Annotated in this window: 10 protein-coding genes; 2 read left to right on the plus strand and 8 right to left on the minus strand. The window is 65.6% G+C overall.

All coding sequences use genetic code 11. The features are described from left to right. The first annotated feature begins 10 nt into the window (after window positions 1–10). Both GTP77_RS17120 and GTP77_RS17125 read left to right on the plus strand, forming a co-directional pair. Window positions 11–1,642 carry an alpha-D-glucose phosphate-specific phosphoglucomutase gene (locus GTP77_RS17120; protein ID WP_161073359.1) on the plus strand — a complete coding sequence of 544 codons (1,632 nt, stop codon included), beginning with the start codon at window positions 11–13 and terminating at the stop codon, window positions 1,640–1,642. Between the two features lie 17 nt (window positions 1,643–1,659). Next, the gene (locus tag GTP77_RS17125; RefSeq protein ID WP_161073360.1) at window positions 1,660–3,339 is read left to right on the plus strand and encodes an alpha-amylase family glycosyl hydrolase; all 1,680 of its coding nucleotides are present in this window, start codon (window positions 1,660–1,662) and stop codon (window positions 3,337–3,339) included. Between the two features lie 138 nt (window positions 3,340–3,477). Here the strand turns inward: GTP77_RS17125 and GTP77_RS17130 are convergent, their stop codons facing one another. The 8 genes from GTP77_RS17130 to GTP77_RS17165 all read right to left on the minus strand — a co-directional run bounded on the left by GTP77_RS17130 (window position 3,478) and on the right by GTP77_RS17165 (window position 12,681). Next, window positions 3,478–6,216: an alpha-1,6-glucosidase domain-containing protein gene (locus GTP77_RS17130; RefSeq protein ID WP_161073361.1), complete on the minus strand. Its 2,739-nt coding sequence runs from the start codon at window positions 6,214–6,216 to the stop codon at window positions 3,478–3,480. A gap of 95 nt (window positions 6,217–6,311) precedes the next feature. Further along, on the minus strand, window positions 6,312–6,575 hold the full coding sequence (locus GTP77_RS17135) for a type II toxin-antitoxin system RelE family toxin (protein WP_161073362.1): 264 nt from the start codon (window positions 6,573–6,575) through the stop codon (window positions 6,312–6,314). After that, window positions 6,559–6,786 (minus strand): type II toxin-antitoxin system RelB family antitoxin, encoded by a 228-nt coding sequence (gene relB / locus GTP77_RS17140; protein WP_161073363.1) that lies wholly within the window; start codon window positions 6,784–6,786, stop codon window positions 6,559–6,561. Before relB ends, GTP77_RS17135 begins: the two co-directional genes overlap by 17 nt. 48 nt (window positions 6,787–6,834) lie before the next feature. Beyond that, window positions 6,835–8,196: a sigma-54-dependent transcriptional regulator gene (locus tag GTP77_RS17145; RefSeq protein ID WP_161073364.1), complete on the minus strand. Its 1,362-nt coding sequence runs from the start codon at window positions 8,194–8,196 to the stop codon at window positions 6,835–6,837. Next, the gene (locus GTP77_RS17150) at window positions 8,177–9,973 is read right to left on the minus strand and encodes a sensor histidine kinase (RefSeq protein WP_161073365.1); all 1,797 of its coding nucleotides are present in this window, start codon (window positions 9,971–9,973) and stop codon (window positions 8,177–8,179) included. Before GTP77_RS17150 ends, GTP77_RS17145 begins: the two co-directional genes overlap by 20 nt. 82 nt (window positions 9,974–10,055) lie before the next feature. Next, window positions 10,056–10,859 (minus strand): ABC transporter ATP-binding protein, encoded by an 804-nt coding sequence (locus GTP77_RS17155; RefSeq protein ID WP_161073416.1) that lies wholly within the window; start codon window positions 10,857–10,859, stop codon window positions 10,056–10,058. 10 nt (window positions 10,860–10,869) lie between these two features. Beyond that, window positions 10,870–11,691 (minus strand): ABC transporter permease, encoded by an 822-nt coding sequence (locus tag GTP77_RS17160; RefSeq protein ID WP_161073366.1) that lies wholly within the window; start codon window positions 11,689–11,691, stop codon window positions 10,870–10,872. Between the two features lie 12 nt (window positions 11,692–11,703). Further along, window positions 11,704–12,681, minus strand: a complete 978-nt coding sequence (locus GTP77_RS17165) for an ABC transporter substrate-binding protein (RefSeq protein WP_161073367.1) — start codon at window positions 12,679–12,681, stop codon at window positions 11,704–11,706. Window positions 12,682–12,851 lie beyond the last annotated feature (170 nt).

Genomic DNA, 12,851 nt, shown 5'->3' on the forward strand with positions numbered 1-12,851 from the left:
CGGAGCAACCATGGCTATCCAGACAGTTACCACCCATCCCATTCCCGGCCAGCGGCCGGGCACTTCGGGCCTGCGCAAAAAGGTTCACACCTTCAGCCAGCCGCACTATCTTGAGAACTTCATCCAGAGCGTGTTCTATACCCTGGGCGACTGCGCCGGCAAGACGCTGGTGCTGGGCGGCGATGGCCGCTACCACAACCGCGCCGCCATCCAGACCATATTGAAGATGGCCGCCGCGCACGGCTACGCGCAGGTGCTGGTGGGGCGGAGCGGCATCCTGTCCACGCCGGCCGTCAGCTGCGTGATCCGCAAGCGGCAGGCCTCGGGCGGCATCATCCTATCGGCCAGCCACAATCCCGGCGGGCCGGATGGCGATTTCGGCGTGAAGTACAACATCGCGGCGGGCGGCCCGGCGCCGGAGAGCGTGACCGAGGCCATCTTCCACCACAGCGAAACCATCACCCAGTACCGCATCAGCGACGCGGCCGATATCGACATCGACACCATAGGCACGGTGCAGCTGGACGGCATGCAGGTGGAGGTCATCGACCCCGTGGCGGACTACGCCGAACTGATGGCGCGCCTGTTCGACTTCGAGGCCATCCGCGCACTGTTCGCCGGCGGCTTCACCATGCGCTTCGACGGCATGCACGCCGTCTCCGGGCCGTATGCCAAGGCCATTATCGAAGGCATGCTTGGCGCGCCGGCCGGCACCGTCATCAACGCCGTGCCGCTGGAGGACTTTGGCGGCCACCACCCGGACCCCAATCCCGTCAACGCATCCGAGCTGATTGCGCTGATGGCCGCCGCCGACGCGCCCGACTTCGGCGCCGCCTCGGACGGCGACGGCGACCGCAACATGATCCTGGGCCGCAAGTTCGACGTCACGCCTTCCGACAGCCTGGCCATCCTGGCGGCCAACGCCGCCGTGGCGCCGGGCTATCGCGGCGGACTGAAAGGCATCGCCCGCTCCATGCCCACGTCGCGCGCGGCGGACCGCGTGGCGGCGGCGCTCGGCATCCCTTGCTACGAAACGCCCACCGGCTGGAAGTTCTTCGGCACGCTGCTCGACGCGGGCATGGCCACGCTGTGCGGCGAGGAGAGCTACGGCACCGGCTCGGACCACGTGCGTGAGAAAGATGGCGTGTGGGCCGTGCTGTTCTGGCTCAACCTGCTGGCCGCGAGCGGCAAGCCGGTGCAGCAGATCGTGGCGGAACACTGGGCGCGCTTCGGCCGCCACTACTACTCGCGGCACGACTACGAAGCCATCGACAGCGAAGGCGCGCGCCTGCTGATGGCCGACCTGCGCATCAAGTTGCCCGCGCTGGCGGGCACGGTGCTCAACGCCCACACCGTCGACTTCGCGGACGACTTTGCCTACACCGACCCGGTGGACGGCTCCACCGTGCAGCAGCAAGGCGTGCGCATCGTCATGCGCGACGGCTCGCGCATCGTCTACCGCCTGTCCGGCACCGGCACCGAAGGCGCCACCCTGCGCGTCTACCTGGAACTGTTCGAAGCCGACCCTACCCAGCACCACCGACCCACGCAGCAAGCGCTGGCAGGCTTGATCGCCGCCGCCGAGAGCGTGGCCAGCATCGCCCTGCACACGGGCCGGGCCACCCCGACCGTCATCACATAACCATAGGAACGCACTGCATGAAACTATCTCCCATCGCATTGTCTTTGGCGCTGCTCGCGGGCAGCATGAACGCACAGGCGGCGCAGCCCGCAAAGGCAAGCCCGAAGCCATTCCTGTGGGAGAACGCCACCGTCTACTTCCTGCTGACGGACCGTTTCAACAATGCGGACCGCAGCAACGACCTGTCCTACGGCCGCAAGGCCGACGCGGCGCCGCAGCGCGGCTACATGGGCGGCGACCTGAAAGGCGTGCTGGCCAAGCTGAAAGCGGGCTACTTCGACAGCCTGGGTGTGGACGTGCTGTGGCTTACGCCGCCGGTTGAACAGCTGCACGGCTCGACCGACGAAGGCACGGGAAAATCCTATGGCTTCCACGGCTACTGGGCGAAGGACTTCACGGCGTTGGACGCCAACCTGGGCACGGAGAAGGACTTCAAGGACGTGGTCGACGCGGCCCACGCGCGCGGCATCCGCGTGCTGCTGGACGTGGTGATGAACCACACCGCGCCGTTCACGGACGCGGAACCAGCCTGGCCGCTGGACTGGGTGCGCCTCGATCCCGCCTGCACCTACAAGGACGTGGCGACCAATGTCGACTGCACGCTGGTGAAAGGCTTGCCGGACGTGCTCACCAACAGCAACGCGAACGTGGCGCTGCCGGACGCGCTGGTGCAGAAATGGAAGAAGGAAGGGCGCTATGAGCGCGAAGTGAAGGAGCTGGACGCGTTCTTCGCCCGCACCGGCTACCCGCGCGCGCCGCGCTACTACCTGATGAAATGGCACGCCGACTGGGTGCGCAAGTTTGGCGTGGACGGCTTCCGCGCAGACACCGTGAAGCACACCGAGCCTGGCGTGTGGAAGGAATTGGGCTCGGTGGCTGCGGCAGCGCATGAGGACTGGAAGCGCGCGCATCCTGGCAAGGTGCTGGGCGACGGCAAGTTTTACATGCTGGCCGAGGTCTACAACTACAACATCGCGCACGGCCGGCAGTTCGACATGGGCGGCGGGGCCATGGTGGACTTCTACGACAACGGCTTTGACAGCATGATCAACTTCGGCCTGGTGTGGGATGCGAAGCAGGACTATGAAACGCTGTTCAGCAAGTATTCGGCGGCGCTGCAAGGGCCGCTGAAAGGGAAGTCGGTGCTCAATTACACCGCTTCACATGATGACGGAAATCCGTTCGACCCGGAGCGCAAGAAGCCCTTCGAGACGGCCAGCAAGCTGCTGCTCGCGCCGGGCGCCGCGCAGATCTACTACGGCGACGAAACCGCGCGCCTGCTGGACGCGCCGGGCGCGCAGGGGGACGCTAAGCTGCGCACCTATATGAATTGGGACGACCTGGCGAAGAATGCCGCGCGCGACGGCTACAAGGTGGCCGACGTGCGCGCGCACTGGGCCAGGCTGGGACAGTTCAGGCACGCGCACGTGGCGGTGGGGGCGGGTGCGCATGAGAAGATTGCGGACCAACCTTACACCTTCAAGCGCACTTACGAGAAGGATGGCGTGAGCGACAAGGTAGTGGTGGCGCTGGATGTGCCTGCGGCTGCGAGCAGCATCATCAAGGTGGGCGGCGTGTTTGCCGATGGGCAGAAGGTGAAGGACTACTACTCGGGCGCCAGCACGGTCGTCAAGGATGGCGGAGTGACGCTGACGGTGAAGGGCGGGGTAGTGCTGCTGGGCGCGGCCGCGCAGTAGATGCTGTGGCGGCGCTGTGGCGGGTTACGCGGCGCTGCGCGCCGCTAACCCGCCCTACGGGCCTTCCACGCACCCTGGATACAACGTAGGGCGGGTTAGCGGGCGGAGCCCGCGTAACCCGCCATGCCCGTGCGCCGCTTACTCTACAAAGACCACCGCCGTCCGCGCCGGAATGGTGAACCGCCCCGTACCGCTGTCGTACCTGGCCGATTGCGCGCGTTGGTCTGCGGCGCCTGGCGCTGCATGCACCGGATGCAGGCGGTAGCGCTTGCCTTTCTCCTCATCCGCCACAATGCTCTGCTCCACCTTATCCACGTTAATCAGATAAGTCACCGTCTTGAACGCGGCGCCCGGATAGCCTGCGCCATCGATGCGCGCTGCCACCACCGTCGGCACCTGCGCCGAGCCGGTGTTCAGGAAATGCAGGCGCTGATTGATGTCCGCCGCCGTGCGCATGCGGAACAGCGTGCTGCTGGCGCGGATCTTGAGCAGGTCGCGGAAGGCGTCGCGTGCAAACGCGATATCGGCCGGTGCAGGCTTGAGCGCAGGATTCGCCAGCAATGGCTTCATCAACGCATAGTCCTTGCCATTGTCCGCCTCCGGCGGCAGGCCCACGCCGAAGTAGTTGTCCTGATACGTCCAGTCCAGGCGGTTGAACCAGTCACCCGACTCGAAGCTGTTGCGGTCCAGCGACTTGGAACGCAGGATGTCGAATCCCGCGTGGTAGTAGGCCACTCCCTGGCTGAACGCATTGATCGCCGCGCCCAGCATCTGCACGCGCGCGCGCTCGGCGCCGCTGGTGGCCAGCGGCAGGCGGAACACGTTCACGTCGTACATGGTCTGATTGTCGTGGTTCTCCACGTAGTTCACCACCTCGCCCGGCTCGCTGGCGTAGCCCGCAGGCTGGCCGCTGTAGTCGATGGCCTGCAGCTCCAGTTCCTTGTCCTGCCAGGTCTTCATCTTGTAAGTGCGCACGCTGCCCGCCAGGCCCACGCGCACCAGATCGGCCGTGCGCAGCAGGTCTTCCTTCGGACGCTGGCCCGCATGCGCGTTGGCGTCGTACACCAGGCCGTTGATATAGCCCTGCATGCTGAACATCTTCTCGCCCGAATCGCCCGCGCCGCCGCCGCGCACCGCATCGCGGCCACGGTCGCTGAAGGTGCCGATGCCGCTGCCGTTCAGCGAAAGTTGCGACGCCTGTACGAAGCGCGCGCCGTTCTCCACTTCGCCGAAGTTCCAGCCTTCGCCGATCAGGTTAATCGGTGCGCCGCCGCGATGGCGGCCGGCGGCCTTGTCCACGCGCGCCTGCAAAGCCTCCATCGCCGCGCGCGGCTGGTGGCCCATCAGGTCGAATCGGAAGGAGTCGATCTTGTAATGGCGGGTCCACAGCTCGGCCGAATCGATCATCAGCTTGGCCATCATCATATTCTCGGTGGCCGTGTTGTCGCAGCAGGTGGAACGCTCGACCACGCCCTTGGCGTTCAGGCGGTGGTAATAGCCCGGCACTACGCGGTCCAGCACGGATTTTTCTTCCTGGCCGCCACGGTAGGTATGGTTGTAGACCACGTCCATGCCCACGCGCAGATTGGTCTTGTGCAGCGCCATCACCATCTGGCGGAATTCGATGATGCGGCGCGCGCCGTCGGCCGGATCGGTGGCGTAGCTACCCTCGGGGGCGCTGTAATGGTAAGGGTCGTAGCCCCAGTTGTAGCAGTCCTTGATGAAGGTGGCCGCCACCAGCGCCTGCTGGCCTTCGCCATCCGGCGCACCGCTTGGCTGCGGCACCACGCAGCCTTGCTCGGGCACGGAGCCGATGTCGTACACCGGCAGCAGGTGGATGTCGGTCATGCCGGCGCGGCTCAGGGCGGCCAGGTGCTTCATGCCGTTGGAGCCGGTCTCGGTGAAGGCGGTGTACTTGCCTCGGTTGGCGGCGCTGACGGTACTGTCGTTGATGGAGAAGTCGCGCACGTGCAGCTCGTACACGGACATATCGGTCTGCGCGGCGACCTTCTTCGGCACGGGCGCCTTGTCCCAGCCTGCTGGCTTGAGCTTGGGCGAGTCCAGGTCGGCGATGTAGCTGCGCAGCGAGTCGGTGGTGAGGCTGACGGAATAAGGGTCGGTGACGAGATTGCGCACCAGGCCCTTGCTCGGCGCGACAACGTCCACCGCGTATTTGAAATACTTCCCGGCCAGGTTGCTGCGGCGCGAAGCGGACCAGACGCCGGTGGTCGCGTCGAAGCGCATGTTTTCGATACTTGCCGCTTTGCCGTAGCCGTTGTCATAGATGCAGACGGAAACCTGCTGCGCAGTCGGCGCCCACAGCTTGAAGGCGGTATGGCCTTTTGCCACGGTGGCGCCAAGATCTGTAACGCGGGCAGCCCGCGCATACAGGTCATCCAGCGCGCCGGCGATCTGGAGGGTGGTGGCGTCGCGCACGGTGCCGTCGGCGTTCTCCTGCACCAGCACCAGCTGCTGCTTGAGCAGGGCGGGGAGTTTGGACTGGTCCGCCGGCTCCACGGCCAGCACGGCACCGTTGCCCACGTACTTGAAGCGCTGGGCTGCGTCGGCGGGGATGGCGGCGGTGTGGAGGCCCATCGCCAGCGCGCCGTCCGCGCCTGAGACTTTGGCGCCTGCGGCGGCGCTGATCTGGCCGGAGGCCGAGTGATAGAGCTTGAACGAGCCGCTGGCGTCGGCGCCCGGCCACTTGGCGAGCTGGCGGTTCAGCCAGACCGCGCGCGCGTCGAAGGTGTTCGACTGCTGCAGCACGGTTTCAAACGGCGCGTCGCAAGCGCCCAGCTGCACGGACGCCTGCGCCCCGAACGCCGCCGTCACCAGCGCCGCGCCCAGCGTCAGGCGCACTCCCATCTTCCCAGCCATAGACTCGTCTCCAAAGTAGTTGAGCTACAAAATTGGCATTTGCAGCTTGGATTTGTCCGATATGGTAATCCAATTGCTGTAGCTTTACTACGATTCTATGGTTTGTAGACGTCGCGCCTATGTCCGACAGTAACCACAAGGACCCGAAGAATGCCATCGTCCAACTCGCAAATTATCCGATAGTTACCCATGCGGTAGCTCCAGTACGAACTGAGATGGCCGTGCAGAGGCTTCCCTACGCTGCGTGGGGATGGCGCCACGCGCGTTTCGAGGAAGTGGATAATGCGGGCCGAAATGGCAGTATCGAGTTTCCGCAGTTGCTTCCTCGCCGCGGTGGAGTAGTCAATCTGCCAGGCCAAGGTGAGCCTTGACTTCAGCGGAGCTAAAGACTTGCTCCTCGCCAGTACGCACCTTCTCCGCTATTTCCACCGCCGAGTAGAAGTGCTCAAGCTCTTCTACTGCAATGTCGACAAGTTGACGCAGCAACTCTTCCTTGGTCTGGCCTATCCTTGCTGCCAGATCTTCCAGTATCAAGTCGTTCTTGGGGTCCAGTTGAATCGTGGTAGCCACAGCTTCACTCCTCTAGATGGATTCTGATCCCCATGCTAATCCCGCTGTCTACTTCTTGCCAGTGCTGATTTGATACTTCTTGAGCTTATCGTACAAGGTTTTGCGGGGCACGCTGAGGTTGTCGGCGGCGAGGGCGACGTTGCCGTCGGCGGCGGACAGGGCTTGCGCGATCAGGTCGCGTTCGAAGTTGTCGACCTGCTGGGGGAGGGAGGACGCGTCTGCCGCCGCGCCGGAGACCGGAGCGGGGGACGCGGGGATGCTGGCGGAGGTTGGCGCCGAGGGCGCGAGAACAGGGGCCAGGCCCAGCGTCAGGCGTTCGGCGAAGTTGCGCAGCTCGCGCACGTTGCCGGGCCAGTCGGCGGCCTGCCACGCCGCCATGTCCTGCGCGCTCCATTGCGGCAGCGGGCGCTGGTAGCGCAGCGCGGCTTCCTGCACGAAGTGGGCCAGCAGCAGCGGGATGTCCTCGCGCCGCTCGCGCAGGCGCGGCAAGTCTATCGTCACCACGCCGATGCGGTAATACAGGTCTTCCCTGAATAGCCCCTGCGCGCTCAGTTGCAGCAGGTCCGCCTTGCTGGCGGCGACCACGCGGCAATCCAGCGTCACGCCCTCGTTGGCGCCCAGGCGCTCCAGGCGGCGCTCCTGCAGCACGCGCAGCAGCTTCACCTGCAGCGCCATCGGCATGCTCTCGATTTCGTCCAGGAAGACCGTGCCGCCGTTGGCGTATTCCAGCTTGCCAATGCGGCGTTTCTGCGCACCCGTGAACGCGCCCGCTTCATGGCCGAAGATTTCGCTCTCGAACACGGACTCCGGCAGCGCGCCGCAGTTGATGGCGACGAAGTTGCCCTTGCGGCCGCTGGCCGCGTGCAGCAGGCGCGCCATCACCTCCTTGCCGGTGCCGGTCTGGCCGTTGATCAGGATGTCCACGCCCGCCGGCCCCACATTGCGCACCAGGACTTTCAGCTGTTCGATGGCGGGCGAGCGGCCGATCAGGTCCGGCGTGTCCGGATGCAGGGCGCGCGCGGCGCGCAGCTCGCGGTTTTCCAGCACCAGCGTGCGGCGCTCCTGCGCGCGGCGCACCGCGTCCATCAGGCGGCCGGAGGCGAAAGGCTTCTCGATGAAGTCGTAGGCGCCGCTGCGCATCGCCGCCACGGCCATGGTGACGTCGCCGTGGCCGGTCACCACGATGACGGGCAGCTCGGCGTCCAGCGCCGCCACGTGCGCCAGCAGTTCCAGGCCGGAACGGCCGGGCAGGCGCACGTCGGTCACCACCACGCCGGGGAAATCGGCGCGCAGCAGCGGCAGCGCCTCCTCCGCGCTGGCGCAGGCCTGCACGGTGTAGCCGTCCAGTTCCAGGGTCTGCGCGGTGGCCAGGCGCAGCGCGGCTTCGTCTTCAATGAGGATGGCTTGCATTGGTGCTTTCCAGTTGCAGCGGCAGGCGCAGCACGAATTGCGCGCCGCCGCCAGGCAGATTATGCGCCGTCAGCTGGCCGTTCATCGCCTGCACGATGGACGACGAGATGGCCAGGCCCAGCCCGAGGCCTTTGCCGGACGGCTTGGTGGTGTAGAAGGGTTCAAACAGGTGCGCCGCCACCTGCTCGGGGATGCCGCCGCCGCTGTCGCTGATGCGCACTTCGGCGTGGTCGTCCACGCGCGCCAGGGTGATGCAGACCTGGCGCTCGGGCGACTCCTCAACGGCGTCCAGCGCATTGCGCAGCAGGTTGATGAGCACCTGCTCGATGCGCACCGGATCGCCGGCCACCAGCAGCGGGACGGCGTCCGGCTCCGCGCCCGCATCAATGGCGAGCGCCACGCCGTGGCGGCGGAACTCGCTCTCCATCATGAAGGCCGAGGCGCGCACCGGCTTGGCCATGTCCACCGCGCAGATGGCTTCATCCTTGCGCGCAAAGCCCTTCAGCTGCGAGATGATGGCGCCCATGCGCGCGCTGGCGTCGCCGATGTGGCCCAGGTTGGCCTCCGCCTGCGCCGGCTGGCCGCGCTGCAGGAAAGTGCGGGCGTTGTCCGCAAAGGCGCGGATGGCCGCCAGCGGCTGGTTCAGCTCATGCGTCACGCCCGCCGCCATCTGGCCCAGCATGGCCAGCTTGCCCGCCTGGACCAGTTCATTCTGGGTCGAGCGCAGCATCTGCTCGGCCGCTTTCAGGCGCGCGTACTTGTTCTCCAGGTCATGGTTGGTCTCGCGCAGCTGCTGCGTGCGTTCAACGATGCGGCTATCCAGCTCGCGCGCCGCCTGCTGCAAGGCCTGGCGCGACTCCTTGCGCTCCTCCAGCCTGCGCCGGCGCTGGTGCAGCGCCCACCACGACGCGGCCGCGCAGGACAGCAACAGCACGGCCGCCAGCGCCCACTGCAAGCCCGCGCGCGCCACCCGCGCCTGCGACGGAAACAGCATCAGCTGCCAGCCCAGGCGGCCCACCGGCCGCGCCGCGAACTGTCCCGGATGCGCGGGCAGCGGCGCCACCGTCTGCCCCATATACTGCTGCGTGTGCGCCAGCTCCTGCGTGGTGGCCGCGCTGAGCGGCTGCAGGCTGCGGTAGCGCCATTGCGGCTGGTTGCTGAGGAAAATCACGCCGTGCCGGTCCGCCAGCGCAATGGCGTGCTCGCTGCTGCGCCAGGTCTGCTCAAAGTCCGCCAGACTGATCTTGGCCACCACCACGCCCGCCACCGGCCCGCCTGCCGTGCCGTTGCGGTACACCGGCTGCGCGATGAAATAGCCCGCCTCGCTGGTGCTGGTGCCGATGCCGTAGAACAGTCCCGCGCGGCCATGCAGCGCCTCGTTGAAGTAGGGACGGTAGGAGAAGTTCTTGCCGACGAAGCCGAGCGGCTGGTCCCAGTTGCTCGCGCCCAGCGTGAGGCCGGTGCGGTCCATCATGTAGATGGCGCCGACCTTGGCTTGTTGCTGGATGGTTTGCAGGGATTGATTCAGGCGCGCGATGGTGGGCGCGTCGTCGGTATGGGCCAGAGCCTGGATCAGGTCCGGCTGGAAGCCCAGCACGAAGGGCAGGGTTTCATACTTCTCCATGGCCGACTGCAGATCCGGCGCCAGCAGCTCCAGCTGGCGCCGGCCCTGCTCCATCAGATCCGCCTGCGCGCGCAGCGTACCGGTCCACCAGGCCGCCGCGACAACCCCGGCAGTCCCCAGAAAGACCAGTACCCTGAACAGTTTTGCGCGCATGGTGCGATTTTACATCGGGGTCAGTTCTGTCATCACGTCATGCCGGCAGGCATGACGTGATGACAGAACTGACCCCGAAGGTTTAGTCGACGGCGGCCATGCGCATTTCGTCGTTGTGGTGGCGCTGCTGCTCTTCCATCACCAGCATGCCGAGTTCGCGCTTGAGGGCGTTGAATTCGGCGGCGGAGGGGTCGCGCAGGCGCGGCAGGTCGACCATGATGTCGCGCTTGACGGTGCCGGGACGGTAGGTCATCACCACGATGCGGTCGGCCATGTAGATCGCTTCTTCGATGCTGTGGGTGACGAAGATGATGGTCTTTTTCAGCTCGGCCCAGATGCGCAGCAGCTCGTCCTGCAGGTTGCGGCGCGTGAGGGCGTCCAGCGCGCCGAACGGCTCGTCCATCAGCATGATGGGCGAGTCCAGCGCGAGCACGCGGGCGATCGCCACCCGCTGGCGCATGCCGCCCGACAGGTCTTTGGGGAAGCGGTGGCGGAAGTCGCTCAGCGAGAGCATGTCGAGCAGCTTGGCCACCGTCTGGTTGATCTCGCCCTGGGACATGCCTTTGATTTCGAGGCCGAAGGCGATGTTCTTTTCCACCGTCATCCACGGGAACAGCGCGTATTCCTGGAACACCATGCCACGCTCGGGGCCGGGACCGGTCACAATGCGGCTGTCGGCCGTGATCTCGCCGCTGGACGGCGGCGAAAAGCCTGCGATGGCGTTGAGCAGCGTGGACTTGCCGCAGCCCGATGGTCCCAGCAGGCAGACGAACTGGCCCTGCGGGATTTCCAGGTTGATGTCCTTGAGCGCCACCACTTCGCGGTCGCTGCTCTTGAAGACCTTGTTTACGCCGCGCACGGTGATGTGGCTGAAGTTCTTTTCCATTTTGCTCATCTCAGTTCTCCAGGCCACGGTGCCAGCGCAGCAGGTGGTTGTTCAGTTTGTTCATGCCGATGTCGATGAAGAGTCCCAGCAGGCCGATGCTGATCATGCCGGCGATGATTTTGTCGGACCAGAAGTATTCGCGCGCTTCCAGGATGCGGAAGCCCAGGCCGTTGTTCACGGCGATCATCTCGGAGACGATCACCACGATGAAGGCGGTGCCGATGCCGATCCGCACGCCGGACAGGATGTAGGGCACGGCCGCCGGCAGCATCACGCGGATGAACATGGTGCGCTGGTTCACGCCCAGGTTGCGCGCGGCGCGGATGTAGATGCCGTCCACCTGGCGCACGCCGGCGATGGTGTTCATCAGCACCGGGAAGAAGGCGCCGATGGCGATCAGGAACACGGCCGGCGCGTTGCCCAGGCCGAACCACAGGATCGACAGCGGAATGTAGGCGATCGGCGGAATGGGGCGCAGCAGCTGCATCAGGGGATTGAACCAGGCGTAGGCGCGCTGGCTCGATCCCATCATGAGGCCCAGCGGCAGCGCCAGGCCGGCGCCGATCGCGAAGCCGACCAGCACGCGGTACATGCTGCCCAGCGTGTCGAGCCACAGCTCGCCCGATACGGCCCAGGCCAGCCAGGAGCCGGCGGCCGAATCGTAGGCGGTGAGCGGCAGCGCGTATTCAAGCAGTTTCTGCACCACCGCCACCGGCGACGGCAGCACTTGCGGATTGACCCAGCCCAGCATGGCGCTGGCCTGCCACAGCAGCACGACAACGGCGGGCACCACCAGTCCGGTGCCGATTTCCCGCCAATTCATTTTTTTCATGGTGTCCCCGCTTTACTTGATGTTCAGGCTTTTCTTCGCTTCGTCCAGCAGGTCGGTCTTCACCCACTCGCTGGCCACCGGCGCTTTGCGCATCTTGCCCACGCCGGTCTTGGCCATCACGTCCGTGGTGATCTGGATGTGCTGGGCGGTCACGTCATAGGTGTAGGGCGAGTTGCTGATGGCGTCCTGGAAGTCGTCGGCCGTGATCTGGCTCTTGAAGATCACTTCGCGCACGTACTTCTCGGCGGTCGGCTTGCTGTCGATGAAGGTCTTGGTGGCCTGCACGAAGCAGTTCATGAATTTGGCGGCGGTGGCGCGGCGCTCCTTGTAGAACTTCTCGCTCATCACCATGGTGCGCACCGGCTCGCCGATCGGCGTGTCGTATGGCTTCATCACTTCCACGCCGAAGCCCTTGTTGATGGCCTGCGACGATTGCGGTTCCGATTGCATGATGGCGTCCAGGTTCTTGCCGAGCAGGGCCTGGTTCAGGTCCGCGAAGGCCAGGAAGATCAGCTGCACGTCCTTGCCCGGCTGGTCGGAGAAGGTGATGCCGGCCTGCTGCAGCTCTGCCGCCAGCAGCACTTCGTGGATGCCGCCGCGCGTGACGCCGACCTTTTTGCCTTTCAGGTCCTTGATGGATTTGATGCCGCTGTCCGGGCGCGCAACCAGGCGCGCGCCGCCCTTGGCGAAGCCTGCCACCACGTAGATCGGGGCGCCGTTGGCGCGGCCCTGGATAGCCGCTTCGGAGGCGGTGGCGCCCACGTCCAGCTCACCGGCCAGGATGGCCTGCATCACGTCCGGGCCTTTGGCGAAGGTGTGCTCTTCGACCTTGATGCCGCATTTGGGCGCGATCTCTTTGATGTACGACACGGCGCCGTAGTGCGCGAATTTGAGGTTGCCGAGGCGGACCACTTCCTGCGCGCTGGCGGAGGTGGCGGCGAATGCGGCTGCGATGGCGATAGCGAGGGGAATGGTGCGGGTGATGCTCATGCTCGTCTCCTAAGCGGGTTTGTTGTGAGGAGCTATTGAGCAGATTTCGTGCCAAGCAGTCCTGAAAAGGCAAGTGCTTGATTTGATTCGTTTGGTGCGCTGCGGCAGAGTGGCGGGGAGGGGAGGGGAGCGGCGGAAATCCGGAATTACCGCCGGGCTTGTGCGGATTT

It is taken from the genome of Pseudoduganella aquatica, assembly GCF_009857595.1.
GTDB lineage: Bacteria > Pseudomonadota > Gammaproteobacteria > Burkholderiales > Burkholderiaceae_D > Rugamonas > Rugamonas aquatica_A.

Bases quoted from the DNA above. Each gene is read 5' to 3' on its own strand.
- GTP77_RS17120 (WP_161073359.1), top strand. From the start codon at position 11: ATGGCTATCCAGACAGTTACCACCCATCCCATTCCCGGCCAGCGGCCG.
- GTP77_RS17125 (WP_161073360.1), top strand. From the start codon at position 1,660: ATGAAACTATCTCCCATCGCATTGTCTTTGGCGCTGCTCGCGGGCAGC.
- GTP77_RS17130 (WP_161073361.1), bottom strand. From the start codon at position 6,216: ATGGCTGGGAAGATGGGAGTGCGCCTGACGCTGGGCGCGGCGCTGGTG.
- GTP77_RS17145 (WP_161073364.1), bottom strand. From the start codon at position 8,196: ATGCAAGCCATCCTCATTGAAGACGAAGCCGCGCTGCGCCTGGCCACC.
- GTP77_RS17150 (WP_161073365.1), bottom strand. From the start codon at position 9,973: ATGCGCGCAAAACTGTTCAGGGTACTGGTCTTTCTGGGGACTGCCGGG.
- GTP77_RS17155 (WP_161073416.1), bottom strand. From the start codon at position 10,859: ATGGAAAAGAACTTCAGCCACATCACCGTGCGCGGCGTAAACAAGGTC.
- GTP77_RS17160 (WP_161073366.1), bottom strand. From the start codon at position 11,691: ATGAAAAAAATGAATTGGCGGGAAATCGGCACCGGACTGGTGGTGCCC.
- GTP77_RS17165 (WP_161073367.1), bottom strand. From the start codon at position 12,681: ATGAGCATCACCCGCACCATTCCCCTCGCTATCGCCATCGCAGCCGCA.